We start from the raw sequence: 24,540 nt of genomic DNA, 5'->3' as shown, positions 1-24,540 counted from the left end.
ATAGCAGGTGTTGTTGACTGGGTAATCGGTTAATGCTATACTTTATCGTGTATTTACAATCCAATATGAAAAGGTGCCCCCGCACATCCGGTGCAGGGGATAATAGGGAAACAGGTGGAAAACCTGTGCGGTCCCGCCGCTGTATGGCTTTTGCGGATCAGCTGATAGATACCACTGTATAGAACCAAATCGGGATTCCATATGGGAAGGAATACGATCTGCGGAAAAAAGCCGAGCCAGAAAACCTGCCTTTTGATAGGACTTACGCAAGCTGTCACGGAGTATGACAGGGTGTGAGAAATGGATCCTTTAAAGGATGTGTTATCATACGCTTTTTTATGTGTAAGCCGCATAAAAGAGCGTTTTTTCATTTCAAGGGAAAGTGCTCCTATGAAATAAAAAAGCCGAGTTTCGCAGATGAAACTTAGTTCATGCAGAAGCATAAACTGGAGGAACGGATGAAAAAAGGAATACTGGTAGTGAGCTTTGGGACAACTTACCGGGATACCCGGGAAAAGACGATTGGGGCCATCGAAGAAAAAATACGTGCCTCATTTCCGGAGTATCGGATCTACCGCGCTTTTACAAGTAAGATCGTACGAAGCAGAATAGAAGAAGCGGAAGGTATCCGGGTTCCGGATGTGAAGAGCGCGCTGGAGCAGATGCTGGCGGATGGTATAGAGGCAGCGGTGGTGCAGCCTACCCACATTATCGACGGAATCGAGAATGAACTGATGAAAGAGGAAGCCAAGAAGTACAGGGATCGCTTCCGGTATTTTGGTATAGGAGAACCTCTGCTGAAAAGTGAAGAGGATTATGAGATCGTAGCGGATATTTTGGAGCAGGAAAGGAAAGAGAAGGGACAGGCTGTTGTATTTATGGGACATGGCAGCGAGCATTTTGCGAATGCCTCATACCGGCGGCTGCAAAAAGTCCTGCATGGCAGAGGCCGTAAAGACTATTACATATCAACGGTGGAAGGAAAGCCGGATATCCATGAAACCCTGGGACAGGTGAGCAGCGGCGGCTACCGATCTGTCTCACTGATTCCGTTTATGATCGTAGCCGGCGACCATGCAAAGAATGATATGGCCGGAGAGGAAAACTCCTGGTGCCAGCTCTTTCGAACGCAGGGATACCGGGTTCAATGCAGGTTAAAAGGCCTGGGGGAAAATCCGGCGGTACAGGAGCTGTTTATCTCCCATCTTCGCCGGGCTTTGCCACGATAAGGGACAGATAACCCGCGGAATCCGGGATATCCTTAAGAGCAGGGTAGATTTTTTCTGTCGGCAGGCCGCAGTTTTCCACCATGGATGCGGTGAGGCGGCGATTCTTTAACTGATCCCGCACCTGTGCCAGCTGTTTCCCGGATTTCATCAGGACCTTTGTGCCGGGAAAATCAAGTACATCTTCGGTTGGATAGGCGCCGGGGATGATGACCATAGGCTGGGCCCTTTCCACCAGACCGATGTTCAAAGCGGCGGCCGCTGCACAAAATGAGGGTATCCCGCTTACGATTTCTGTCGGATAGCCGTGGGCGGAAGCGAGTTTTTTCAGATACAGATAGGTGGAGTAGATCGCCGGATCTCCAAGGGTGAGAAAACATACGGATTCTCCTTTGGACAATACCTTCTCGATCCGGGCACAGCCGGCTTCATGGCTGGCCTGAAGCCGGGCTTCATCTTTGGTCATGGGCATCTGTATGTACAGACAAGGTTTCTTATGAATTTCGGGAACTGCCTGAACGGCGATTTGATAAGCAGCGCAGCTTTCCTTGTCCGCGCCGGGGATCGCGAGCCATGCGGTTTCCCTGAGAATCCGGACGGCTTTTATGGTCAGCAGTTCCGGGTCCCCGGGACCGACGCCTATGCCGTATAAAGTACCATTCATGGAATATTCTCCTTTCATTTGGCGGCAGAGGAATCCAAATGGATACCAGCCACAAATTATCTGCATTGTAACATGGGTTAGAAAGATTGAAAAGTAAAATTTTCGGGTGATCGGGATGCTGGAAGAATACAGATATAAGGATAAAAAAAAATTGAGATGCGGTTACACCACCGGGTCCTGCGCGGCCGCGGCTGCCAAAGCGGCTGCTCAAATGCTGCTTGACGGGAACCGAATTGAAGCGGTGGAGTTAACGACACCGGGGGGCGTGCTTTTGCGGCTGCCGTTGTATGGCGTCCGGCAGCAGAACGGCGCGGTAACCTGCGGGGTGAAAAAAGACGCGGGAGACGATGCAGATGTCACGGACGGAATTATGATCTATGCCACCGTACGTAAGACAGACCAGGGAATCTGCCTGGACGCAGGGGAGGGCATCGGCAGGGTGACCAGGGAAGGGCTTCAGCAAAAGCCGGGTCAGCCGGCGATTAACCAGGGCCCGCAAAATATGATCCGACAGGCGGTGGAGGAGATCTCGGACCGGTATGGTTATGAAGGCGGTTTTGAAATCCTTCTGTCCGTGCCGGAAGGAAAGCAGATCGCGGAAAAAACCTTTAATTCCAGACTGGGGATCAAAGACGGTATCTCTATCCTGGGTTCTACCGGGATCGTGGAGCCTATGAGTGAGGCGGCGCTGGTGGAGACGATCCGTCTGGAGCTCCAGGTAAAGGCAGCGGCCGGTATCCGGGACGTGATGGTCGCTCCGGGGAATTATGGGAAGGATTTTGCTTCGGAACAGCTGGGAATTGACCTGGATATCTGTGTGAAATGCAGTAATTTTATAGGGGATACCCTGGATATGGCGTGTCAGATGGATTTTCGCAGCCTGCTTCTCATCGGGCATATCGGAAAACTGGTGAAGATCGGAGCCGGGGTAATGAACACACACTCCCGTTTCGCAGACGCCAGAATGGAGACGCTGACCGCCTGTCTTTTGCAGGCGGGGGGAGACGCGCAGATGGGAAGACAGATTCTCGGCTGTGTGACCACAGACGAGGCACTGGAGATCCTTAAGACAGCGGGAATGACGGAAGCAGTGATGAACGTATTGATGAATAAGATAGAGGCTCATCTGAACCATCGAACGGGCCGGGAGCTGGAGACAGGCGTGATCCTGTTCTCTAACAAGTATGGATTATTGGGGCAGACCCAAAACGCGGACATTTTGCTTAAGCGGTTTCGGGATCGGTCAACAGATCAGGAGGGCAGGTGATATTATGGTGAATTTTGTGGGGGCGGGTCCCGGTGCAGAGGATCTGATCACGGTACGGGGGCAGGAACTGCTTCGGGCGGCGGATATCATTATCTACGCCGGGTCCTTGGTCAATCCGAAGCTTCTAGAGGAAGCAAACGCGGACTGCCGGATTTATAACAGTGCTTATATGACGCTGGACGAGGTGATGAAGGTGATGATCGACGCAGACCGCTTGGGCCGCAGAGTGGTACGCCTGCACACCGGGGATCCGTCCCTGTATGGGGCTATCCGGGAGCAGATGGACAGGCTTAAAGAAGCGGGAATTCCCTATCAGATATGCCCTGGAGTCAGCAGCTTTTGTGCGGCAGCAGCGGCTTTACAGGCAGAATATACACTTCCAGCGGTTTCCCAGTCGGTGATCATCACCAGAATGGAAGGGAGGACGCCGGTGCCGGAGCTGGAGCAGCTGCATCTTCTGGCAGGACATGGCTGCACCATGGTGATATTTTTGAGTGTGGGCATGGCAAAAAAAGTACAGCAGGAACTGCTGCGGGGCGCTTATTCAGGGGATACGCCCTGTGCTATCGTATATAAAGCCAGCTGGAAAGAGGAACAGATCGTTCGCGGAATGCTCAAAGATCTGCCCCAGATGGCATTTACCCATGGAATCCGAAAAACCGCATTGATCGTGGTCGGGGAATGCCTGGGGGAGGATTATGAACTGTCGAAGCTGTATGATGCGTCCTTTACCACAGAGTTCCGAAAGGGGACCAAGGTATGAGGCGGGCGGCCATCCTGTCATTTACAGAAAAGGGCACCGGACTGAATCTATGGATTGGGGAACAGATCCGAAGGGAATCCCCTGGAATGACGATAGAGAACTATGCGGTCAGCCGGTTCGCGGCGGGGGAATGCAGACCATTTACAAGTATTACGGAACTGATGTGTGATCTCTTCCCCAGTATGGACGGGATCCTGTTCATCGGAGCTATGGGCATTGCGGTGCGGAGTATTGCGCCGCTGATCGCGGGCAAAGACTGCGATCCGGCGGTGCTGGTGATGGATGAACTGGGGGAATATTGTGTCAGTGTACTGTCCGGACATCTGGGCGGCGCCAACGAATGGTGCCGGGAAGTTGCAGTATGCGCCGGAGCCCAACCGGTCATTACCACGGCTACGGATTGCGAACAACGTTTTGCGGTAGATGTATTCGCCGCAAAGAATTTCCTGAGTATAACCGAGATTGGAAAAATAAAGGAAATCTCCGGCCGTATCCTGGAAGGGAAAAAGGTGGGAGCGGCATCGGAAGAGGAAATCTCCGGGCCGGTTCCGGATGGTTTACGGTATTATCCCATATCTTCGCCGGAAGGAGCCGTGATTTCAGATGAGCTTTATCATCCTGGCAGCACAGGGACGGCGGAGGAGGCCGGTTTCTATATCGGATACGATAAAACAGCACTGCCGTTTCAGACCACCCTGCACCTGATCCCCCGGGATCTGTTCGTGGGGATGGGATGCAGAAAGGGGACACCGTTCACCCAGTTGGCAGATTTTTTAGACCGGGCTTTTCGGGAACGGGGAATGGCAGCTGAACGAATCCGGGCGATTTACTCCATTGACCGGAAAAAGGAGGAAGAGGGCCTGATACAGCTGGCGCGCAAACTTAGGGTTCCGTTTGTGACCTTCTCAGAGGACGCGCTTCGGAAGGTAGAAGGAGAATATCAGGGCTCCGCTTTCGTGGAACATACGGTCGGGGTGGATAATGTCTGCGAGAGGAGTGCGGTGCTTGGAAGCGGGGGCGGCGTGTTATTGGTTCCAAAACAGGCGGAAAACGGAATGACCTTTGCCGTTGCGCAGAAGAAATTCCGGCTCCGCTGGACATGGCAGACTCCGGCTCCGCTGGATATGGCAGACTGGGAATGAGTTCAGATGAATCATCCATGATTTATATATAATCAAGGAAAGAAGGAGCAGCTAACATGTTAAGAGTGATCGGATTTGGGCCCGGAGGCTACGAATATATGACAATCGAGGCAAAGAGGGCCATGGAGGCCAGCGATCTGATTGTGGGATACACGGTCTATGCCGATTTGGTCCGGGAATATTTTCCGGGGAAAGAATATTATACCACACCTATGAAACAGGAAACCGAGCGGTGCCTGTATGCGCTTACGAAAGCCCGTGAGGGCAGGGAGGTGGCGGTGGTATGCAGCGGCGACAGCGGTGTGTATGGGATGGCGAGCCTGCTCTGTGAACTGGCCGGAGAGGAACCGGGAACCACGCTTAAGTTCATAGCTGGAGTGACGGCGGCCTGCAGCGGCGGCGCGGTACTGGGAGCCCCATTATCCCACGACTTCGCGGTGATCAGCTTAAGTGATCTGCTGACCCCCATGGAACGGATCAGGCAGCGCATCGCGCTGTGTGCCCAGGCGGATATGGTTCTGTGTATTTATAATCCATCCAGCCGCAAACGGAAAGATTATCTGAAGGAAGCCTGTGATATCATCCTGCAGTACCAGCCGCCGGATACGGTCTGCGGTTATGTGAAGCAGATCGGCAGGGATGGCGAAGAGGCTGTGATCTGTACGCTCCGGGAAATGCGGGAAACACAGGTGGACATGTTTACCACCGTATACATAGGCAGCAGCCAGACGAAAAAAATCGGGAATTGGATGGTGACTCCCCGTGGATACCATTATGCATCGGTATAAGGTCATACTATTCGGCGGTACGTCGGAGGGGCGGGAGCTGAGCGAATATTTAAGCGCGCTGGGGATTCCGTCGCTGATCTGCGTCGCCACGTCCTACGGCGAAGAATTGATCCGGGAAGTCCCGGGGAAGCTGGATGTCCGGACGGGACGGCTGGACATGGAAGAGATGAGCCGGCTTTTTGTGCGGGAACAGCCGAAGTTCGTGGTGGATGCCACCCATCCCTATGCCAGCGCTGTTACACAGAATATCCGCGAAGCCTGCAGGATTGCGGATATATCATACAGAAGGCTGCTTCGTCCCGCGCAGGCGGGAGCAGTTCCGATGGAGAAACTGGATACGAAGGAGGAAGCGGCTGCAATAGATAGGGCAGATAGAATGCACGCTGATCTTGTGATCCATGCGGCGGATATCGGCACAGCCGCAAAGATACTCACCGGGACCGAAGGGAATATCCTGGTAACCACCGGCAGCAAAGAGTTAAAACCTCTGTGCGCTATTCCTCATTATGAAGAACGGCTTTTTGTGAGAGTGCTTCCTGTGCCGGAAGTGCTGGAAGCCTGCCATGCCAGCGGTATCAAAGGGAGACATCTGATCGCGATGCAGGGGCCGTTTTCCGAAGAGCTGAATTATGCGCTGATCCGTGAATTCGGTATCCGCTGGCTGCTGACGAAAGAATCAGGCAGGCAGGGAGGTTTTCAGGAAAAGATAAACGCAGCCAGAAAAGCGGATATCCGTGTCCTGCTGATAGACAGGCCGGTGCAGGAGAGCGGTTATTCTCTGGAAGAGATGAAAATACAGATAGGAGAATTGGCTGGATGAGGAAAGAGATCGCTTTGGTGGGATGTGGAATGGGCACGCCCGATACCCTGACGGTTGAAGGAAAATGCCGGATCACACAGGCCGAGGTGCTGATCGGGCCTGAGCGGCTGGTCAGACCCTATGCGGACAGTAAAAAAGAGATATGGGTACAGTACCAGGCTGAACAGATCCGGGAGATCATTGATCAGTCCCCCAGGCAGCGGTTTGCCGTCCTCTTGTCCGGCGACACGGGATTCTACAGCAATACACGGAATCTGGAAAAAGCGCTGGAAGGCTATCACACAGCAGTGATACCAGGTATTTCCTCCCTCGCTTATTTTTCCGCAAAGATCGGCATTCCGTGGGAGGATGCCTTCATCCTGAGCCTGCATGGCAGAAAGCAAAGTCTGGCTACAGCCGTACGAAAGCACAGCAAGGTCTTTGTGCTGACCGGGGAAGATGCGGCAGAACATTTGCAAGGCCTCACAGAAGCTGGTTTCGGCAGCTGCGGCTTATGGATCGGGGAGAACCTGTCCTACCCGGAAGAGCGGATATCCTCCGGCCAGGTACGGGATTTTCTGGATAAGGAATTTCAGTCGCTGTGTGTTCTGATGATCCTGTCGGAACATGCGGAGGGGAAAACAATCAGAGAAGGCAAAACCTGTGTGGGAATTCCCGAGGAAGCATTCATCCGGGGAAACGTGCCGATGACCAAGCCGGAGATCCGGGCGGTGGTCATGAGCAAACTGGCGCTTAAGGAAACAGATATCGTATATGATATCGGAGCCGGAACCGGCTCTGTGTCGGTAGAGATGGCCATGGCTGCGGACCGGGGCAAGGTCTATGCGATTGAGTGTAAGCCGGAGGCGGTGGAACTGATTAAAAAAAACGCGGAACATTTTGGCCTGCGGAATCTGGCGGTTGTGGACGGCATGGCCCCGGAGGTGTTGGAAGGCCTGCCGGTGCCGGACGCCGCTTTTATCGGAGGCAGCAAAGGCAGGGTTGCTGCGATTCTTACGAGGCTGTTCCGGCAGAATCCGCAGATGCAGGTGGTATTGGATGCCATTGCTTTAGAAACGGTAACGGAGGTTCTTACAATATGTACACAGATGCAGTTACAGATGGATATAGTACAGGTTCAGGTGAGCAAAACCCACGTGGCGGGCAGTTATCATATGCTGACAGGTCAGAATCCTGTGTTCATTATCACAGTGAGAAAATTCCCGGAGCTTTAGAAGGGGAAGAGCCGGTTCCCAGAATACTGATCGCCGGGACCGGAAGCGGGGCCGGAAAAACCTCCATCACCTGCGGGATTCTCAACAGCCTGATCCGGCGGGGACATTCGGCCGCGGCTTTTAAGTGCGGGCCGGATTATATCGATACCATGTTCCACAGCCGTGTACTGGGAGTGAGTACGGGGAATCTGGACAGTTTTTTTACGGACCGGGATAAGCTGCTGCATTTAATCTGGAAAAATGGCAAAGAGAAAGAGATCAGCATCGTGGAAGGGGTTATGGGATATTATGACGGGATCGGGTTCACAGATCAGGGCAGCAGCCGTGATATTGCACAGCTGACCGATACCCCCGTAGTTCTTCTGGTGAACTGCGGGGGGATGGGGTGTTCCGTGCTGGCTGTGCTGAAGGGATTTCTGGAGTTTCGGCAACCGTCTATGATCCGGGGGGTTATTTTTAATAGGATGCCGGAAAGTCTGTATCCGGAAGCAAAGAGGGTGGCGGAGGAAATGGGGATTTGTGTATTCGGCTATGTTCCCCGGCAGAAACAGGAGCTTCTCTTCCAGAGCCGTCATCTGGGCTTGGTTACCGCACGGGAGATTGATAATTTCAAAGAGATCGTAGACCGGTTTTCGGATCAATTGGAACGGACCATTGATCTTGACGGTCTGATGACACTTGCGAAGTCTGCTCCTCCGATAGTTAGAAAGGCGGTATCCGGGGAGCATATGGCAGAACCAGTAAGGATCGCTGTGGCAAAGGATGAAGCTTTCTGTTTCCTGTATAGGGACAACCTGGACTATCTGCAGGAGCATGGCTGTGAGATCGTATACTTCAGCCCGCTTAAGGATTCCGGCCCCGGAGAGGATATCGATGGACTGATATTGAGCGGAGGCTATCCTGAGCTCTATGCGGAAAAACTGGCACACAATGAAGCAATGCGCCGGCAGATCAGGAGGAAGATAGAAAATGGCCTGCCCTGTATTGCGGAGTGCGGCGGTTTCCTATATCTGCATGAGGAGCTGGAGGGGGAGGACGGCACATATCATTCCATGGCAGGAGTGCTGAAGGGACGCTGCTATAAGACGGAACATCTGCAGCGGTTCGGGTATCTGGAACTTAAGCCGGAAGCAGACTGTCTGTTGGGAGAAACGGGGGATACCATCAAAGCCCACAGTTTCCATTACTGGGACAGTGAACACAAGGGCAGCGCGTTTCTGGCGGTGAAGCCGGGCAGCCGCAGACAGTGGCAGGAAGGAATCTCTTCAGATACATTGTATGCAGGTTTTCCGCATCTGTATTTCTTTGGAAATGAGAAGGCCGCGGATCGTTTTATTGCGAAGGCCGGGGAGTATCATAGAGAAAGAGCGCAGAGGCATGGGGAGCAAAAGGAGCATGCCGTAGAAGCGGAGGAACAAAAAACCTGCGGATGGGAAAGAAGGATTGGAATGGAGAATATACCGGAGTTTACACGGGAGCAGTATACCGCATATCTGGCAGGACAGATGCCCTGCGGAATCGATGAGGCGGCAGCAGGACGGGCGGCAGACCGGTGGGACAGTATAGCCAAACCGCTGAAAGGGTTGGGGAGGCTGGAGGAGCTGGTGATACAGATCGCGGGTATTACCGGGGATGAAAATGTGCGGATCGGAAAGCGTGCGGTCATCGTCATGTGCGCGGATAACGGGATTGTGGAAGAGGGGGTTACACAGACGGATTCTGAAGTGACCGCTGTCGTGTCATTAAATATAGCCAAAGGAACTGCAAGCATCAACCGGATGTCGGACAGGGCCGGGATCGATGTGATTCCGGTCGATATAGGGATTGCCCGGGGGATCACGCATCCAAATCTGCGGGCAATGAAAGTCGCGGATGGTACCAGAAACTTTCTGAAGGGTCCGGCCATGTCTGAAGAGGAAGTCTGCCGTGCCGTAGACACCGGGATTCGTCTGGTCCGGGAATGCCGGGAGCAGGGGTATGAACTGCTGGCTACCGGAGAGATGGGCATCGGAAATACGACAACCAGCAGCGCGCTGATTGCCGCTTATCTGGGGCTTTCCGCCAAAGATACCGTGGGAAGAGGCGCAGGCCTGGATGATGAAGGACTTGCCAGAAAACGCGGGGTCATCGCACGGGCACTGGAAACCTATCCGGTGGAACGTATGAGTCCATTGGAGATCCTTCAGACCCTGGGAGGGCTGGATCTGGCCGGTATGGCTGGTATCTTTATCGGAGGCGCCGTTTACCGGATCCCGGTGATCGTGGATGGATTGATCTCCGCTGCCGCCGCGCTGGCGGCTGTCCGCATCTGCCCGCAGGTGAGGCCGTTCCTGCTGGCTTCCCATCTGAGCCGTGAACCGGCGGCAGAACCGGTGATGAGGGAACTGGGGCTTTCTCCCGTCATAGACGGTCATCTGGCCCTGGGAGAGGGGACCGGAGCGGTGCTGCTGGTGCCGATGCTGGATATGGCGCTGGAAGTCTACCGGGAAAATGACAGTTTTTCCGAAATCGGGATAGAAGCATACCAGGAGTATGAAGACAGCGGGGAAAACGGAAATGAAAACACGAAGGTAAATATTGATATATCCAAAAAAGAATGCATAGGAGATATTAGATGAGATGCCTGGTGACCGGCGGAAGCGCCAGCGGGAAATCGGAATATGCGGAAAACCTGGCCGCAGAGCTCTCAAGAGGCGTATCCCTCTATTACATAGCAACCATGGAACCCTATGGCGAGGAGGCAGGAAAGAGGATACGCCGTCATCGCAGGCTTCGGGAGGCAAAGGGATTTCAGACGATCGAGTGTTACCGGAATATTCATCAGGCGTTTGAACTGCATCCAGACGCAGCAGGGAAGGACAGAGCCGTTGCGGATGCCGCGGGCGGCGGCATTTCCCCGACAGTCCTTTTGGAATGCCTTTCGAATCTGCTGGCAAATGAGATGTATGGGGAACAATCGCTTAAGGAAGAGCCAAAGGCGCTGGCAGAACGCATCTTCCGCCAGATAAAGGATCTGGGCCGGCGGTGCCGTCACCTGGTCATCGTCACCAATGAGATATTTTCCGACGGCCATACCTATCCGCCGGAAACGGAGGGGTATATAGAGAGTCTCGGCTTTCTGAATACCTTGCTGGGAGCCTGGATGGATCAGGTATATGAGGTCGTCTATTCGATTCCGGTTCTGCTGAAAACCATATCGGCAGTGCCCGCAGGGAAAGGGGAAGAACGATGACAATCCTGAAATCATGTATCATCGCCTTTGGGATGTACAGTAAAATTCCGATGCCGGGAGTTGAGTGGTCTGAGAAAAATATGCGTTACAGTATCTGCTTTTTCCCATTGGTAGGCGCGGTGCTGGGGCTGCTTATATTCGGTTTTTACACCATCTGCCGTCTGGCCGGTTTCAGCCAGGCGTTCCTGGGAGCCGGGGTTCTGACTTTGTCAGTCCTCGTTACCGGAGGCATTCATCTGGACGGATATATGGATACGATGGACGCGCTGCATTCCTATAAGCCGAAGGAGAGGAAGTTGGAGATTCTGAAAGACTCCCATATCGGTGCGTTTGCGGTGTTAATGCTCATCCCATATGTCCTTTTGACCTATGGGGCTTTAACGGAGCTTAAGAATCAGACGGCCTTTATTTTGTACGGGTGCAGCTTTGTCTGGTCCAGGACATTGAGCGGCCTTTCTGTCGTATGGTTCCGGGGGGCCAGGAAAGAAGGGCTGCTTTACGCATTTTCATCAACCGCTCATAAAAGGGCGGTACGGCTGGTTCTGATACTTCTGCTGGCGGTTACGGCAGCTGTGATGGCAGCGGTGCAGCCGGTACTGGGGAGCGGGATGTGTGCGGCCGGCGGCTTGTGTTTTATCTACTACCGCTATAAGGCTTACAAAGAGTTCGGCGGGGTGACCGGCGATCTGGCCGGCTGGTTCCTGGCATGTGCGGAGCTTTGTATGCTGCTGGTTCTGGTGGTTTTACAGCGTTTCCTATAGAAAGACAGGAGGGATGCCGGATGCATTTATATATTGGAGGAAAGGCACAGGGAAAACGGGCCTATGTGGAAATGACGGAGGGAAGCGGGGCGGATATCATTTCCGATTATCAGGAAGTGATCCGGCGGCAGCTGGAGCAGCGGCAGGATCCCATCGGGTGCCTTAAGGATCTGCTGTCAGAAAAACCGGATGTGGTTATTATCTGTGACGAAGTGGGATATGGAGTGGTACCCATAGAAAAAGAAGAAAGAGAGTTCCGGGAAGCGGTGGGACGGACCATGTGTGAAGCGGCGCAGGCGGCGCAGACGGTGGTTCGGATCGTATGCGGAATCGGACAGAAGATAAAATGAAGATTACGCTGATCCGGCATGGGATGACAAAGGGCAACGAAGAAAAGCGGTATATAGGAACCACGGATGAGGATCTGAGCCCATCCGGAGTGCGCGCGCTGCTGGAGGCAAAAGAAGCGGGGCGGTACCCAAAAGCGGACCTGCTGTATATAAGTCCCATGAGGCGGTGTGTACAGACAGCAGGCCTGCTCTATCCGGGTATGGAATTTTGCCCGGTCAGCGCATGGAAGGAATGCAGCTTCGGCCTGTTCGAAGGAAAGAATTATCTGGAATTAAGCGGGTGCAAAGAGTACCGGGAATGGATCGACAGCGGCGGTACGCTTCCGTTTCCGGGAGGAGAGGACAGAGCGCACTTTAAGGAGAGATGTGTCGGAGAATTTCTCCATGTGATGAACAGGGCGGCGGCCAAATGGAACCAAGAGCTTAAGCAGGTGCAAAAGAGTTTGGTTATGATCGCACATGGAGGAACCATCATGGCGGTCATGGAAGCTCTGGGGGAACCAAAGGGTGATTATTTTGATTATCAATGCGCCAACGGCGGCGGGTTTGAATGCGTTGTGCAAACAGACGGCGGTGGGGGCGAGGGCGTTGTTCAGGCAGAGGGCAGCGATGGATGGCAGCTTAAGATTGTGAGGAAATTATGATTCGTTTGATAACAGGATTTATACTGGATCTTCTGTTTGGGGATCCGTACTGGATGCCGCATCCGATACGGGGAATCGGATGGGTCATTCAACAGCTGGAGCAGCGGCTTTTAAGAGAAGAAGATCCACCAGGGGTCCAGTTGTGGAAAGGGGCGGCTCTGGCGGTGTTGGTATGTCTCGTATCCGTACTGATACCAGCGGGCCTGCTGCTGCTGTCTTATCGGATACACCGGTATCTTGGTATGGCGGTGGAAGCGTTTATGTGTTACCAGCTGCTGGCGACGAAATGTCTGAAGGTTGAGAGCATGAAAGTCTACCAGGCGCTGAAGGACGGCGACGTGGAAGGAGCCAGAACAGCGGTGTCCATGATTGTGGGGAGAGATACCTCTGTGCTGGATGAGACGGGGATAACAAAGGCCGCGGTGGAAACCGTGGCGGAGAACGCGTCGGATGGCAGTATCGCGCCTCTGCTTTATATGGCACTGGGTGGCCCTTTGCTGGGTTTTTTCTATAAAGCGGTGAATACGATGGATTCCATGATTGGTTATAAAAATGAAAAATACCTGTATTTTGGCAGAACAGCGGCCAGAGTGGATGACATATTGAATTATCTTCCATCCAGGATCAGCGGCCTGCTCATGACGGCAGTTTCATTTCTGCTGGGAATGGATGGAAAGAACGCGTGGCGGATCTTAAGGCGGGACGGCAGGAAACATGACAGCCCCAATTCGGCGCAGACCGAGGCAGCCTGCGCCGGGGCACTAAAGATCCAGCTGGCGGGAGACGCCTGGTACTTCGGGCATAAGAAAGAGAAGCCGGTGATCGGAGATCCGGTCCGGCCGGTAGATGCGGAGGATATCAGGCTGGCCAACCGTCTGCTGTACGGTTCGGCGGTTCTTGCCCTTTTGGCGGTGTGCGCCGTCAGAGGGGGGATGTATTGTATCATGAGAATAAAGATCTGAATGATAATGAAGGAGCTTACCAGAATGAGACCTACAGACCAGGACAGGCACGGAGGCAATATATACAACCGGCAGATCAGGTATGATTTCTCCAGCAATATCAATCCGCTTGGAATACCTGCGTTCGCGCTTCAGAAGCTTCGGGAGGAAGCGGTCTGCTGTGAGCGGTATCCGGACCCGGAATACCGCGGATTAAAGACTGCCATAGCCCAGATGGAGCAGGTCCCCGGTGAGTGGGTAATCTGCGGCAACGGCGCATCGGAATTAATCTATGCGCTTCCAAGGGCACTGGCGAAGAAAAAAGAAAGGCCGCTCCGGGCGCTGGTCCCCCAGCCCTCATTTTCCGAATATGAGCGGGCCGTGGATGCCGCCGGCGGACAGGCCGTGTCTTTTATCCTGAAAAAAGAGAACGGTTTCCGGATCACGGATGAAATCCTTAACAAACTGACGCCGGATACAGACCTATTGTATCTGTGCAATCCTGCAAATCCCATGGGCAACCGTCTGGAAAAGGATTTGTTTGCAAACATTCTGAGACAGTGCCGGGAATCGGGGACCGTTGTAATGCTGGATGAATGTTTTCTCCCGTTTTGTGAGGATTATGAGACTGCCAGCGGGAAACGGGTATTGAAAGAAAATCCGCAGCTGTTTGTACTGAATGCCTTTACGAAGATTTATGCGATGCCGGGAATCCGCCTGGGCTATGGCATGTGCAGCGATAACACGCTGCTGCGGGGAGTCCGGGAACAGATCCCCGAATGGAGTGTATCCCAGGCTGCACAGACGGCCGGTACCAGCATCGCCAGGCACAGGATCCGGGAACCCCGGTGGGATTATTTGCCTCGCACCAGGGAGCTGATCCGTAACCAGCAAAAGGAGATGGCCGAAAAACTTCGGGAACTGGGAATGGAAGTATTTTCCCCGGCCGCGGATTTTATATGCTTCTATAGCCGGATCCCTTTATTTGAAGGACTGGAGAGGGCAGGGATCCTGATCCGCAGCTGTGCGAATTACCAGGGCCTAACGGCCGGATATTACCGGGCAGCGGTCAAAAACCCGGAGGAAAACAGGGTGTTGCTGCGGGAGATCCGGCGTATTGTAAATGCGGCAGGGAAGGAACAGTACCCGGGAATGCAGCCGTCACCGGGAATGGAACAGGCAGGTGAGAGTTGTGGCTAAAAATATAATGATACAGGGAACGATGTCAAATGCGGGAAAGAGCCTGCTGACAGCCGGATTGCTCCGGGTATTCGCCCAGGACGGCTACCGCGTGGCTCCGTTCAAATCCCAGAACATGGCGCTTAATTCCTATATAACGGCGGAAGGGCTGGAGATGGGGCGGGCGCAGGTGGTGCAGGCGGAGGCGGCAGGCATCGAACCGTCGGTGCGGATGAACCCGATCCTGTTAAAACCGGTCAGCGATGTGGGAAGCCAGGTGATCGTATGCGGTGAGGTACGGGGAAATATGCCCGCAGCTGAATATTTCCGCTATAAACAGAAGCTGGTACCGGTGATCATGGAGGCCTACCGGGAACTGGAAAAAGACCGGGACATCATCGTGATCGAAGGTGCGGGAAGCCCCGCGGAGATCAATTTAAAGACCCATGATATCGTCAATATGGGACTGGCAAAGATGGTGGACGCGCCTGTCCTGCTGGCAGGGGATATAGACCGGGGCGGTGTCTTCGCCCAGCTGTACGGTACCGTAGAACTTCTGGAACCGCAGGAGCGGGAGCGGGTCAAGGGACTGATCATCAACAAGTTCCGGGGCGACCGTGGCATCCTGGAACCTGGAATCGCCATGCTGGAGGAAAAGTGCCGGCTGCCGGTCGTGGGTGTGATGCCGTGGATCAGCGTGGATATCGAGGACGAGGACAGCCTGACGGAACGGTTCTATAGGAAGGGTACAGCCGGGGAAGTAAAAGCGGCGGTAATCCGGCTGCCGCATATTTCTAATTTTACGGACTTTAATCCGCTGGAAACCGTGGAGGGGCTGGAGGTTGTATATGTATCGTCAGTGAAAGAACTGGGGGAGCCGGATCTGATCCTGCTGCCGGGTACGAAGAATACCATGGGAGATCTCAGATGGCTGCGGCAGAGCGGGCTGGAGACAGCGGTTCTTAAGTGTGCGGCGAAAGGGGTTCCGGTATTCGGGATCTGCGGCGGTTATCAGATGCTGGGGGAGAGCCTTTGTGATCCCTGCGGGGTGGAGTATGGCGGACAGATGCAGGGGATGGGGCTTTTGCCGGTCCAGACAGTATTTGAAGAACAGAAGGTAAGAACCAGAGTCCACGGTACCGTGTCAGGCCTTACGGGCTTTTACCAGGGGCTGTCGGGCAGCTCTTTTACCGGATATGAAATCCACATGGGGACATCGCGTACCATCGGCGCCGCGGCCTCCGGAACCGGGGGCTCAGGGTCAGACAAATGTGGCAGGGAGTTTGGACAGGTGTCTGATTTTTCCAGGATACGGTTAGCCGTAAGCGGCTCCGGAGCGGGACCGGTGAAAGCGGACGGATGTGTCTGCCGGAATGCAGCCGGCACTTATGTGCATGGGATATTTGAAAACAATGAATTTACCAACCGTTTTCTGCGTCTGATCTACCGGCGGAAAGGATTGTCCTTTGAAGACAGCAGGCATATGGATATCGAAGAGTATAAGCGAAGGCAATACGACCAGCTGGCGGACGCGGTGCGGGAAAATCTGAATATAAACGAGATTTACCGTATGGTCGGAATATAAGAGCAGGAAGAAGGAGGCGGTTTCGTATGCATTTTGATACCATGGACCCTCAAAAAATAGAACAGAGAAGTTTTGAAATTATTGAGCAGGAACTTAAGCGGGATCTGGACCCGATACAAAAACCGGTGATCAAACGGGTGATCCATACAACGGCGGATTTTTCCTACGCGGATACCCTGTGCTTCTCTGACCAGGCGGTGGAAAAAGCACTGGCTGCGATCCAAAACGGCGTGTCGATCGTGACGGACACGAATATGGGAAAGGCGGGTATCAGCAAACAGACCCTGGCCGGATTCGGAGGGCAGGTCCACTGCTTTATGGCCGATGAGGATGTGGCCGGAGAAGCGAAGCGAAGAGGGGTTACCCGGGCGGCCGTCAGCATGGAAAAAGCGGCCGGCCTGGGAGAAGATTTTATCTTTGCCATCGGCAATGCTCCTACGGCACTGATCCGCCTGCGGGAGCTGATCGACGAAGGCCGTATTCATCCCCGGCTGGTGATCGGGGTTCCGGTTGGTTTCGTAAATGTGGCGGAGGCCAAGGAATATCTGATGGAGGCGGATGTTCCCTATATCGTCGCCAGAGGAAGAAAAGGCGGCAGCAACGTGGCGGCTGCGATCTGCAACGCCCTGCTGTATATGTGTGTATGAGCAGGCAACCTCACAAACACCAGGGAGCGGAGTCGATTGATTACTATGCTTACACCTCCGGCATGCGGAAAGTAAACGCCTCCTTTAAAGTGTTGTTTTCTGTCGCTCTGCTGATCGTCTGCATCGTTTTGGATCATATCTGGGTATCTGTTACGGTGATGATCAGCATGGGTCTGCTGACCATATGTGTGGGAGGCTTAAGTATCCGCCGGTATCTGTCCCTTATGAAAATTCCCGCCGCATTTATATTGATGGGAAGTATCGCCATCGGACTGGGTGTCGCCACCAGGCCTTACGGAGATTTTAACCTGAATCTGCGCCTGTTTTATTTATATACTTCCAGAACAGACATCATGCGGGCGGTTCAGCTGAGCTTTAAAGCTCTGGGTGCGGTCAGCGCCATGTATATGCTCACGCTTTCCACACCTGCCAGTGAAATCATCTCGGTGCTGGGCCGGGCACATCTGCCGAAACTGCTCATCGAGCTGATGAATATGATATACCGTTTTATTTTTATACTGCTGGACGTGCAGGGCAGAATGAGTACAGCGGCCAGGGCCAGGCTCGGGTATGAGGGCTTCCGGAGAAGCTGCTATACGTTCGGGAATATAGCCGGAAATCTATTGATCCTGTCCTTTCGGAAAGCAGGGATTTACTATGATGCCCTGGAAAGCAGGGGATATGAAGGGGAGCTTAAGTTTTTGGAGGAAGAGAAAAAAACAGAGGTCTGGCAGGTAATGGCTGCTGTCGGGTATTTGCTTGCTTTGGTGAGCTTGTCGGTTCTTTTATGAGGGAAAACACATAGAGCTTTAGAATAGATGGCGCGGCAAATGCGCCGCTGGAGGAAAAAATGGGATCAAAGCAGCGAGTGGAAGAGAATCCTGCCATTCTGGAAATCCGGGAACTCACCTATCAATATGATACCGGAACCCAGGCACTTGACGGTGTCAATCTAAGAATCTGTAAAGGAGAACGTATTGCAGTGCTTGGAGCCAATGGGGCGGGAAAATCCACGTTATTTTTAAATATGAACGGGGTGCTGTCTCCAGATCATGGGGAGATCTTTTTTCACGGTGAAAAAGTGAATAAAAAAAATATCAACGCGCTGCGCAAAAAGGTGGGGATTGTTTTCCAGGATGCGGATAGCCAGATCATCGCATCTACGGTATTGGCAGAGGTGTCCTTTGGACCCATGAATCTGAAACTGGCCAGGCCGGAAGTGGAAAAGCTGGTGGATGAGGCCCTGGATTATATGGATCTGAACGAATTTCGGGACAGGCCGCCGCATTATTTAAGCGGCGGGGAAAAGAAGCGGGTCAGTATCGCGGATATCATCGCGATGAAGCCGGAAGTGATCATTTTTGATGAGCCTACCGCCTCCCTGGATCCGGTCAACGCCGGAATGCTGGAGGAAGTCCTGAAAAAGCTCGGGTCAGAGGATAAAACCATTATCATATCCACACACGATGTGGATTTTGCCTACCGCTGGGCCCAGAGAGTCCTGGTGGTCTGCGCAGGTAAGGTGATCGGGGACGGGACGGCATTGGACGTGTTCTCCGACACAGAGATTCTGACAAGGGCGCATCTGAAGCGTCCGGCCCTGATGGATATCTATGAGATGCTGGTAGAAAAGCATCTGCTGCCGGATCAGAAGAAATATCCCAGAGATACCGAAGCGTTCAGAGATCTGGTAGAGAGAGCATAAAGTGTCTGTTCAGCAGAAGTACTTACTTTAGTTCAGGCAATTCGCGGGATGTTTTAAGACCGCTTTTGCATATACATTGGCGCACAGCGTAAGCCGTGAGCCTGCCCGAAAGGGTGCATTTAAGGGGAAGAGGTGCCTGCATTTCTCCGCAGGATAATAGGGAAAAGGGTGAAAAGCCCTTGCGGTCCCGCCGCTGTAAGAGAGGAGTTTGCGTCCGTCTCCGTATTTTCACACGAATACGGGAATCACTGGGAAACCGGGAAGAGAGTGGAGGCAAATGCGGATGCTCGAGTCAGAAGACCTGCCCTTCCTATTTGCGTTCCAGCCTAACGGCGCGGGACAAACTGCGTATCAGCCACGGAAGATGGCAGGACGCAGACGAAATCCGTAAAAGATCGGATTGTCATGATTTTGGCTCATGCCTGGGAAGCATGTACGCGAAGTCATGAAAGAAAGGAGAAGAGAGATGTCAAAAAGACAAAAAAGAGCAGTGAAGTTAGCAACGGTGTTTGCGGCCATATTCGCCGTAGTTCCGGCTGTCAATGCGATGCATATCATGGAGGGTTATCTCCCGGCCGGTTACTGTATCGCATGGGGGGTGATCTGTCTGCCGTTTCTGGTTGCCGGGTTCTTTTCACTGAAAAAGATTTTGAAGGAAAACCGAAGGGCGATCACCATACTGGCCATGTCCGGCGCATTTATTTTCGTCATTTCCTCACTGAAGATTCCGTCCGTGACAGGGAGCTGCTCCCATATGACCGGTACCGGTTTGGGTGCTATCTTATTTGGTCCCAGCGTCGTGGGTATTCTAGGTATCATTGTCCTGTTATTCCAGGCGATCCTTCTGGCGCATGGCGGGCTGACCACGCTGGGAGCCAATACTTTTTCCATGGCGATAGCAGGGCCTTTCCTGGCGTATGGAATATACAAACTATGTATGAAATGTAAGGTGAACCGCCGGTTAAGTATTTTCCTGGCCGCTTTTCTGGGAGATATCTTTACCTACTGTATAACCAGCCTTCAGCTGGCCCTGGCGCATCCTGCAGAAAATGGCGGTGTTGCCGTATCCGCGGCTAAATTTCTGGGAGTATTCGCTCCAACCCAGCTGCCGCTGGCTGTTCTGGAAGGAATCCTGACATTGGTTATCATAATCGCGCTGGAGACCTATGCCAAAGCGGAACTGAAATCCGTTGGATTTTATAAGGAGGTAAAATAGATGAGTAAAGATACAAAACTTGTTCTGATCTTGCTGGTCATAGCAGTCCTTCTGGCGGGGATTCCGCTATTCGCATTAAAGGGAGCTGAATTCGGAGGCTCTGACGATGCCGGAAGCCAGATGATTGCCGAGGTCCACAAAGATTACCAGCCGTGGTTCGAGCCGGTGCTGGAGACTATCATCGGAGGAGAACTTCCGGGAGAAGTCGAGAGCCTGTTTTTCTGCCTTCAGACCGGAATCGGTGTGGGCATCATCGCTTTTATTATGGGGCGTTTTGTAGAGAGGAAGAAACAGGAGGATAAGAGGGCTGCTGGGAATTAGTGCTGGGGGGCCGGAGCGGGCTGGCGCAAGGAGTAGCTTTCCGGGGGCGCAGGCGCGCCAAAAAAACGGAGACCCAATCCCTTCCCTTAAGCCCGGGGCCCCGGTGGTGTCTCCCAGGATGAGCGGAGGGCTTGCGCTGGCAGCAGCTAAGTGAAATTCAAAAACCGGATTCAGGAACCGGGCCAATTCACCAGGAACGCATGAGGCGTTCCCGGTTCAGTGGCCCTTGCCCGTCGGACATGAAGTCCGCCGTGCATCCTGAATCCGGTTTTTAAATTTTACTAAGCTGCTGCACAGCCGCCCTATGCTCACCCCGGGAGACACCACCGGGGCCCCGGGCTTAAGGGAAGGGATTGGGTCTCCGCTTTTTTGGCGCGCCTGCGCCCCCGGAAAGCTGCTCCTTGCGCCAGCCCGCTCCGGCTTTGGTGATGAGTGAATTCGGACAGACACTCGGGGGAAGAATTATTTGAGTTTGGAGTTTTATGGGGGATTCCTTTAAAATATATAGACAAAAACAATGTGAATGTTGTATGGTAGTTATTAAGTGAATTTGGACATGTCCCAAACTGGTTTGGACATGTCCCCCTTTAGGAGGTTAGAGTGATGAAGATTGTTAAGGAAGTGCTGGATACAGGCTCTAATGCTTATGTGACGGGATATCTGCACGATGTCAGTGAGGAAATGGAGAACCATAGAATCAGACCCTGTATGGTGGTCTGCCCGGGGGGCGGATATGAGATGTTGTCCGACCGGGAAAAAGATCCGCCGGCTTTCGCCTGGTTCGCGGCTGGGTATCAGGTGTTTGCGCTGAATTATTCCATTGGGGAATACGCGAAGGAACTCAGGCCGCTGATGGAACTGTCTGAAACTGTTATGATGATCCGCAGGAGGGCCGGGGAATGGCAGATTCAGCCGGATCAGATTGCGGTGATGGGATTTTCGGCCGGAGGCCATCTGGCGGCCAGCCTGGGGACGCTGTGGAACAGCGGCCGGCTGACAGACAGAATGGATACGGAGAACGGAAAGAACCGTCCGAATGCGATGATCTTAAGTTACCCGGTGATTACCGCGGGAGAGTTTGCGCATCAGGGGTCCCTGGAGAATGTGTCCGGCGGGGATGGGGAGCTGAAGGAATGGTTCTCGCTGGAAAAGAGGGTAACGGCCGATACACCGCCTGCATTCCTGTGGCACACCGCAGATGATAATGTGGTACCGGTTGAGAATACCATGCTGTTCAGTATGGCGTTAAAGCGGGCCGGAGTTCCGTTTGAATGCCATATATTCCCCAGCGGGGTGCATGGGCTCTCTATGTGCAATTATGACGTAGATACGAACAATGAAAGCTGCGGTAAATGGTTTTCACTCAGCCTGTATTGGCTGAATCATCTGTTTGGTTATCAGTGCTGACTTAGTGATGGCTTAGTGATGGCTTCCGCTGTGGCTGTGATGCGCGTGGCCGTTATTCGTCTGAGTGTCCTGTGTTGCGGTAGAAGCCTGGGTCTGGGTTCCTGTGTGATGGGAGTGCCGGCCCTGTGACTGGGAGGTGCTGGTGTGGTGAGTGCCGGAGTGTTTTCCGGTACATGTTGAGGAGTCCGTGCGGTCGGAACAATCTTCCTTATGGTGCCCCTCATACCAAGTCCCGTCATGTTTGTGATCGTAGGTTTTGCTGCACCCGTTCTCCGTACATATGGGGTAGCTTGCCGGAGCGGAATCGGCAGGAGCGGTCTCGGAAGTAGATGCCAGGGCGGGGATACATACAACAGCAGCGGTCAGCATACCGGTTAAAAGGAAAGCAGCGAATTTTTTCTGTAACATAAGATTACCTCATTTCATTTTTTTATTTTTGACTCGTTAACAGATTACGACTGACAATGTGAAAAACGTAGGGTGCCGAAAAAAATTTTTGGCACCCTATAAAATACAGGACCGGATCCGTATCTTTTATATAGATGCATATCCTCTATAGATGCATATCCGTGCAATCTGAATGGAGCAGAAGTAAGAAATAGGAGAACTGATGTGAATACGATAGAAATGCGGGTTCAAAGCGCGCAGGCGGATCCCGGGAAAACAGAACAACTTATGTCGGACTATCTGCCGTTTTTAAAAAAGCAGATAACCGGAATGCAGGACCTGATGTTGGAATACGATGATATGCTGAGTCTCGCCATGCTGACATTTCTGAACTGTATCAGACAATATTCACCCCAGAAAGGGAATTTCCTCTCTTTTTGCAAGATCTGTATCAAAAACCGTCTGATTGATGAAGGACGAAAGCAGATGGGATACCGCTCAAAAGTGATTGCCTTTGAACCGAAAGAGGAGGAGGAATCCGGGCAGATGTCTGATGCGGAGGCGAAAGTATCCTGGCAGCTCTATGAAAAAGACCAGGAGCGGAACGCACTGTCCGAGGAGATTCAGCTGTTGTCGGATGTGCTGGATGCCTATGGGATACGATGGGAAGAACTGCCCCGGATCTGTCCGAAGCAGGAGCGTTCCAGGAAGAACTGCCTCATGATCGCGCGTGCGGTAGTGGAGGAACCTGATTATAGGAAAGGGCTGATCCGTCAGCACCGCCTGCCCCAGGCGGAACTGGCGGCGCAGCTAAAAGTCTCCGCGAAGACGATAGAGAAACACCGGAAATATATCATAACCCTGGCGATCCTGCTGATGGGAGATTATCCCGGAATCCGTACATTCTTACCTAAGTACAGGGAGGTGAATTAAAATGAAAGCACAGACCGGAATTGTTATGAAAATAGAGAAAAATACAGCCGTTGTAATGAAAAACGGAGGGGAATTCGTATCCCTTCCCGCCAACCGTAGCTGGAAGACCGGCGAAGTGATACTTCTTCCGGAAAAAAGAAGGAGTCTCAGGCCGTTTTACACGGCGGCGGCCTGTCTGGCCCTGGTATTTACGCTGGGCGCCGGCAGCTTCCATTATTATTATGCCCAGACCTCTCTGGTGAGTATCGATGTCAATCCCTCCATTGAGCTGGGGATCAACCGTTTCAACCGTGTAGTTGAGACCAGGGCCCTTAATCCGGAGGGAGAACAGATCCTTGCTGAACAAAATCTAAAAAACCTTCCCTGGCAGGAGGCTGTGGATACGATTATGGGCGCGGAAGAAATGGAAGGATATTTCAACTCCGCATCAGACATTGTGGTCACTGTCTATGCAAAGACAGCGGACACCCAGGAATCTATGCTTAAGGAGGTCCGCCAGTACGTTGACACCGCGTCCGCTGAATATCCGGCTCTTCAGTCGGAATGCCATGCGGTAGATGAGGATACGGTATCCCAGGCCCATGACTACGGCGTCACTCCGGGGAAATATTTGTATCTTCAGGAACTGAAGGAAACCGATCCGGATGTGGATATCACAGATTACACCCATCACAGCATCGAAGAGCTGCAGGGACAGATCGACGCCTGCGAATCCCATGGGGAAGGCACGGGTCATGAAGAACACAACAACCACGCAGATACTGGAGAAACCACGACGTCGCCCAACGACGGCCAAAACAGCCACCATTCGGAGGATAGTTCCGACGGACAGGAAAATCATCACCATGAGTGAGCAGCACTTGCGTAACTTACCTGAGCTTAGTTCAAAGGAGGCCCATAGGTAACTGACAGATACTATATGTATCATCCCGGTTATGTTATACTTAAAAAAATGTAATTGCCGGGGGAGGAACATATTCTGCAGACTCTTAGGAAATTGTGCAATATTTTTAAAACAGAAAACTAGATTTCTTGTATACAAACAACAGCAGATTCTGCCGGAACAGACAAAAGAAGAGGCTGTCAGGGAAAATGAAGCGGATTCATTATTCCGGGCCTACCGGCATTCCTGTCATCTATCTGACAGGCATCACAGGCCCAGACGCTGAATTCAAAGGATTTAAGGCCGGGGCCGTGGACTACATTACAAAACGGACAGGGCGGAGGAGAGTACGCAGAAGGATCCCGATCCCGGGGATAATACCGGAGGAGATTCCTCCGGCTTCTGGCAGCATTAGGGGCTCTGGGCAGAAGCATCTGGTTTAGTGGGAAAAAGGAGTAGTTTTAT

General features: G+C 52.9%; 25 protein-coding genes and 2 riboswitches. Of the genes, 23 read left to right on the top strand and 2 right to left on the bottom strand.

Features of this window, described 5'->3' with window-relative positions; genetic code table 11:
• The first annotated feature begins 54 nt into the window (after positions 1 to 54).
• Positions 55 to 267: riboswitch (cobalamin riboswitch) on the top strand.
• 191 nt (positions 268 to 458) lie between these two features.
• Positions 459 to 1,229, top strand: a complete 771-nt coding sequence (locus tag KTH90_RS08610) for a sirohydrochlorin cobaltochelatase (RefSeq protein WP_238726630.1) — start codon at positions 459 to 461, stop codon at positions 1,227 to 1,229.
• Here KTH90_RS08610 and cobI read toward each other — a convergent pair.
• Positions 1,195 to 1,890 carry a precorrin-2 C(20)-methyltransferase gene (gene cobI / locus KTH90_RS08605; RefSeq protein ID WP_158350279.1) on the bottom strand — a complete coding sequence of 232 codons (696 nt, stop codon included), beginning with the start codon at positions 1,888 to 1,890 and terminating at the stop codon, positions 1,195 to 1,197. The genes KTH90_RS08610 and cobI overlap by 35 nt on opposite strands.
• Positions 1,891 to 2,005: 115 nt before the next feature.
• On the opposite strand from cobI, the gene cbiD reads away from it, so the two are divergent.
• The 20 genes from cbiD to KTH90_RS08505 all read left to right on the top strand — a co-directional run bounded on the left by cbiD (position 2,006) and on the right by KTH90_RS08505 (position 21,872).
• On the top strand, positions 2,006 to 3,157 hold the full coding sequence (gene cbiD / locus KTH90_RS08600; RefSeq protein ID WP_158350277.1) for a cobalt-precorrin-5B (C(1))-methyltransferase CbiD: 1,152 nt from the start codon (positions 2,006 to 2,008) through the stop codon (positions 3,155 to 3,157).
• A 4-nt stretch (positions 3,158 to 3,161) separates the two neighbouring features.
• Positions 3,162 to 3,920 carry a precorrin-4 C(11)-methyltransferase gene (gene cobM / locus KTH90_RS08595; RefSeq protein ID WP_158350275.1) on the top strand — a complete coding sequence of 253 codons (759 nt, stop codon included), beginning with the start codon at positions 3,162 to 3,164 and terminating at the stop codon, positions 3,918 to 3,920.
• Positions 3,917 to 5,062 (top strand): cobalt-precorrin 5A hydrolase, encoded by a 1,146-nt coding sequence (locus tag KTH90_RS08590; RefSeq protein WP_158350273.1) that lies wholly within the window; start codon positions 3,917 to 3,919, stop codon positions 5,060 to 5,062. Before cobM ends, KTH90_RS08590 begins: the two co-directional genes overlap by 4 nt.
• Positions 5,063 to 5,118: 56 nt before the next feature.
• Positions 5,119 to 5,850, top strand: coding sequence for a precorrin-3B C(17)-methyltransferase (gene cobJ, locus KTH90_RS08585; protein WP_158350271.1), 732 nt, complete (start codon positions 5,119 to 5,121; stop codon positions 5,848 to 5,850).
• Complete coding sequence (locus KTH90_RS08580; protein ID WP_158350269.1) at positions 5,837 to 6,670, top strand: precorrin-6A/cobalt-precorrin-6A reductase; 834 nt, start codon at positions 5,837 to 5,839, stop codon at positions 6,668 to 6,670. Before cobJ ends, KTH90_RS08580 begins: the two co-directional genes overlap by 14 nt.
• Positions 6,667 to 7,884 (top strand): precorrin-6y C5,15-methyltransferase (decarboxylating) subunit CbiE, encoded by a 1,218-nt coding sequence (cbiE, locus tag KTH90_RS08575; RefSeq protein WP_158350266.1) that lies wholly within the window; start codon positions 6,667 to 6,669, stop codon positions 7,882 to 7,884. Before KTH90_RS08580 ends, cbiE begins: the two co-directional genes overlap by 4 nt.
• Positions 7,869 to 10,502 carry a cobyrinate a,c-diamide synthase gene (locus KTH90_RS08570; RefSeq protein WP_238726640.1) on the top strand — a complete coding sequence of 878 codons (2,634 nt, stop codon included), beginning with the start codon at positions 7,869 to 7,871 and terminating at the stop codon, positions 10,500 to 10,502. The genes cbiE and KTH90_RS08570 overlap by 16 nt, the downstream gene beginning before the upstream one ends.
• A complete protein-coding gene (locus KTH90_RS08565) occupies positions 10,499 to 11,116 on the top strand; it encodes a bifunctional adenosylcobinamide kinase/adenosylcobinamide-phosphate guanylyltransferase (RefSeq protein ID WP_158350262.1) in 618 nt (205 codons plus the stop codon). The genes KTH90_RS08570 and KTH90_RS08565 overlap by 4 nt, the downstream gene beginning before the upstream one ends.
• Positions 11,113 to 11,877: an adenosylcobinamide-GDP ribazoletransferase gene (locus KTH90_RS08560; protein ID WP_158350260.1), complete on the top strand. Its 765-nt coding sequence runs from the start codon at positions 11,113 to 11,115 to the stop codon at positions 11,875 to 11,877. Before KTH90_RS08565 ends, KTH90_RS08560 begins: the two co-directional genes overlap by 4 nt.
• 20 nt (positions 11,878 to 11,897) lie before the next feature.
• Entirely contained in the window at positions 11,898 to 12,227 is a 330-nt protein-coding gene (locus tag KTH90_RS08555) for a bifunctional adenosylcobinamide kinase/adenosylcobinamide-phosphate guanylyltransferase (RefSeq protein WP_238726629.1), read from the top strand.
• The gene (locus KTH90_RS08550) at positions 12,200 to 12,871 is read left to right on the top strand and encodes a histidine phosphatase family protein (protein ID WP_238726628.1); all 672 of its coding nucleotides are present in this window, start codon (positions 12,200 to 12,202) and stop codon (positions 12,869 to 12,871) included. The genes KTH90_RS08555 and KTH90_RS08550 overlap by 28 nt, the downstream gene beginning before the upstream one ends.
• Positions 12,868 to 13,833 (top strand): adenosylcobinamide-phosphate synthase CbiB, encoded by a 966-nt coding sequence (gene cbiB / locus KTH90_RS08545; protein WP_158350256.1) that lies wholly within the window; start codon positions 12,868 to 12,870, stop codon positions 13,831 to 13,833. Before KTH90_RS08550 ends, cbiB begins: the two co-directional genes overlap by 4 nt.
• A gap of 24 nt (positions 13,834 to 13,857) precedes the next feature.
• Positions 13,858 to 15,012 (top strand): pyridoxal phosphate-dependent aminotransferase, encoded by a 1,155-nt coding sequence (locus tag KTH90_RS08540; protein ID WP_238726627.1) that lies wholly within the window; start codon positions 13,858 to 13,860, stop codon positions 15,010 to 15,012.
• Positions 15,005 to 16,576 carry a cobyric acid synthase gene (locus KTH90_RS08535; RefSeq protein WP_158350252.1) on the top strand — a complete coding sequence of 524 codons (1,572 nt, stop codon included), beginning with the start codon at positions 15,005 to 15,007 and terminating at the stop codon, positions 16,574 to 16,576. The genes KTH90_RS08540 and KTH90_RS08535 overlap by 8 nt, the downstream gene beginning before the upstream one ends.
• 26 nt (positions 16,577 to 16,602) lie before the next feature.
• Positions 16,603 to 17,223 (top strand): precorrin-8X methylmutase, encoded by a 621-nt coding sequence (locus KTH90_RS08530; RefSeq protein WP_158350250.1) that lies wholly within the window; start codon positions 16,603 to 16,605, stop codon positions 17,221 to 17,223.
• Complete coding sequence (cbiQ, locus tag KTH90_RS08525; protein ID WP_158350248.1) at positions 17,220 to 18,014, top strand: cobalt ECF transporter T component CbiQ; 795 nt, start codon at positions 17,220 to 17,222, stop codon at positions 18,012 to 18,014. The genes KTH90_RS08530 and cbiQ overlap by 4 nt, the downstream gene beginning before the upstream one ends.
• Before the next feature lie 59 nt (positions 18,015 to 18,073).
• Positions 18,074 to 18,928, top strand: coding sequence for an energy-coupling factor ABC transporter ATP-binding protein (locus KTH90_RS08520; protein ID WP_158350246.1), 855 nt, complete (start codon positions 18,074 to 18,076; stop codon positions 18,926 to 18,928).
• A gap of 113 nt (positions 18,929 to 19,041) precedes the next feature.
• Positions 19,042 to 19,251, top strand: a riboswitch (cobalamin riboswitch).
• Between the two features lie 143 nt (positions 19,252 to 19,394).
• Positions 19,395 to 20,144, top strand: a complete 750-nt coding sequence (locus KTH90_RS08515; protein ID WP_158350244.1) for an energy-coupling factor ABC transporter permease — start codon at positions 19,395 to 19,397, stop codon at positions 20,142 to 20,144.
• Positions 20,145 to 20,465, top strand: a complete 321-nt coding sequence (locus KTH90_RS08510; protein WP_158350242.1) for an energy-coupling factor ABC transporter substrate-binding protein — start codon at positions 20,145 to 20,147, stop codon at positions 20,463 to 20,465. It abuts the gene before it with no gap.
• Between the two features lie 603 nt (positions 20,466 to 21,068).
• On the top strand, positions 21,069 to 21,872 hold the full coding sequence (locus tag KTH90_RS08505; RefSeq protein ID WP_158350240.1) for an alpha/beta hydrolase: 804 nt from the start codon (positions 21,069 to 21,071) through the stop codon (positions 21,870 to 21,872).
• Between the two features lie 12 nt (positions 21,873 to 21,884).
• Here KTH90_RS08505 and KTH90_RS08500 read toward each other — a convergent pair whose 3' ends face one another.
• Positions 21,885 to 22,280 carry a hypothetical protein gene (locus tag KTH90_RS08500; RefSeq protein WP_158350238.1) on the bottom strand — a complete coding sequence of 132 codons (396 nt, stop codon included), beginning with the start codon at positions 22,278 to 22,280 and terminating at the stop codon, positions 21,885 to 21,887.
• Positions 22,281 to 22,484: 204 nt separating this feature from the next.
• On the opposite strand from KTH90_RS08500, the gene KTH90_RS08495 reads away from it, so the two are divergent.
• Positions 22,485 to 23,192, top strand: a complete 708-nt coding sequence (locus KTH90_RS08495; RefSeq protein ID WP_158350236.1) for a sigma-70 family RNA polymerase sigma factor — start codon at positions 22,485 to 22,487, stop codon at positions 23,190 to 23,192.
• A gap of 1 nt (position 23,193) precedes the next feature.
• Positions 23,194 to 24,045 carry an anti-sigma factor domain-containing protein gene (locus KTH90_RS08490; RefSeq protein WP_158350235.1) on the top strand — a complete coding sequence of 284 codons (852 nt, stop codon included), beginning with the start codon at positions 23,194 to 23,196 and terminating at the stop codon, positions 24,043 to 24,045.
• The last annotated feature ends 495 nt before the right edge of the window (positions 24,046 to 24,540 follow it).

Source organism: Diplocloster modestus (assembly GCF_019042245.1).
In the GTDB taxonomy this organism is placed as follows: Bacteria; Bacillota; Clostridia; order Lachnospirales; family Lachnospiraceae; genus Diplocloster; species Diplocloster modestus.
Note: the sequence above shows the minus strand (reverse complement) of the source record. Positions and strands in the feature narration are given on the sequence as shown.